The sequence below is a fragment of the Exiguobacterium sp. s146 genome, assembly GCF_018618415.1.
GTDB lineage: Bacteria > Bacillota > Bacilli > Exiguobacteriales > Exiguobacteriaceae > Exiguobacterium.
Window position 1 is genome coordinate 1 of record NZ_JACSMA010000012.1, and the last position, 1,175, is coordinate 1,175.

The 1,175-nt window shown below is 48.6% G+C and carries 2 protein-coding genes; both read left to right on the plus strand.

Annotation, left to right across the window (positions count from 1 at the left end; translation table 11 throughout):
• Positions 1–774: AAA family ATPase (locus tag KNP83_RS14915; RefSeq protein WP_214763107.1), on the plus strand; the 774-nt coding region annotated here is incomplete at its 5' end.
• 5 nt (positions 775–779) lie between these two features.
• Positions 780–1,175 (plus strand): hypothetical protein (locus tag KNP83_RS14920; RefSeq protein WP_214763108.1); only part of this gene is annotated, 396 nt, incomplete at its 3' end.

Here is a 1,175-nt window from a genome sequence, read left to right on the forward strand (position 1 = left end):
GCGACGAGTTTCCACGGCGACTTTTCAAGAATTCAGTTCACAGCCGACTTATTACCGTCAGATATTGTCGGTTCAGATTTTTTCAATCTGAAGACGCAAGAGTTTGAAAACAAGCAAGGCCCGATCTTCGCCAACATCGTGCTCATCGATGAAATCAACCGGGCCGTCCCACGTACCCAGTCTGCATTGCTTGAAGCGATGGAAGAACGACAGGTGACGGTCGGGGGCAAGACCTATCACCTTCCTACCCCATTCTTCGTCATCGCGACGCAAAACCCGATTGAATCATCTGGTACCTTTTCTTTGCCTGATGCGCAGCTTGACCGGTTCATGATGTGTTTACATACAGGGTACCCGACCGAAGAATTCGAACTTCAATTGTTGGAGGAATCTGTCACCGAGACCCGGAAGGCGGTACTGGCGAATGTCGATTTCGAGCAACTCCTGCAATATCGAGCCGATGCCATGAAAATCCACATCTCGAAAGATGTGTTACGTTATATCGTCTCGATTGCGACCGCGTCACGTAGTCACCGGAATGTTCAGACGGGGATCAGTCCACGTGCGACGATTGCGCTCTCGAAAGCCGCTCAAAGTTATGCCTATATCCAAAATCGTGACTATGTCACACCAGAGGACATCAAGTTCTTGGCCCCATACGTTTTCGCACATCGATTGACACTGACGCTCGAGGGCGAGATCAAGTCCTCGAAGGCCATGGTCATGGAAGAACTCTTGGCGACCGTCCCGGTCCCGGTCGAGATGGGCATGTGACTCCGATGAACATCACGACCAATGTATTTTTCTTGCTTGAAAAACGAATCCAAATCGTCTTATTTTCAGTGATGGTCATCTTGTTGTTCGTGCCGTACCTCTCGATCTTTTCATTCGTTCTTGCTGTTTTTATGGCGGCAAGTCTTTATATCGAGCGTTACACGAAACGACTGACTGCACAAATGGACGTCACGTGGAGACAGTTCGACTCGATTCTGTTCAAAGATGAAAGTTGTAAGTTCACCCTTGAACTGACGAACGTGCACCTCTTAAACGAAATGAGCACGAAAACGTATATACGTACGCCAAAGGATGGACCTTACGTCGTGAACTTAGAGGGGCATACGGAAACCATCATCGAATTGGACGAGCTGCCGTCTGATTTCGTCTTCGAACTTACA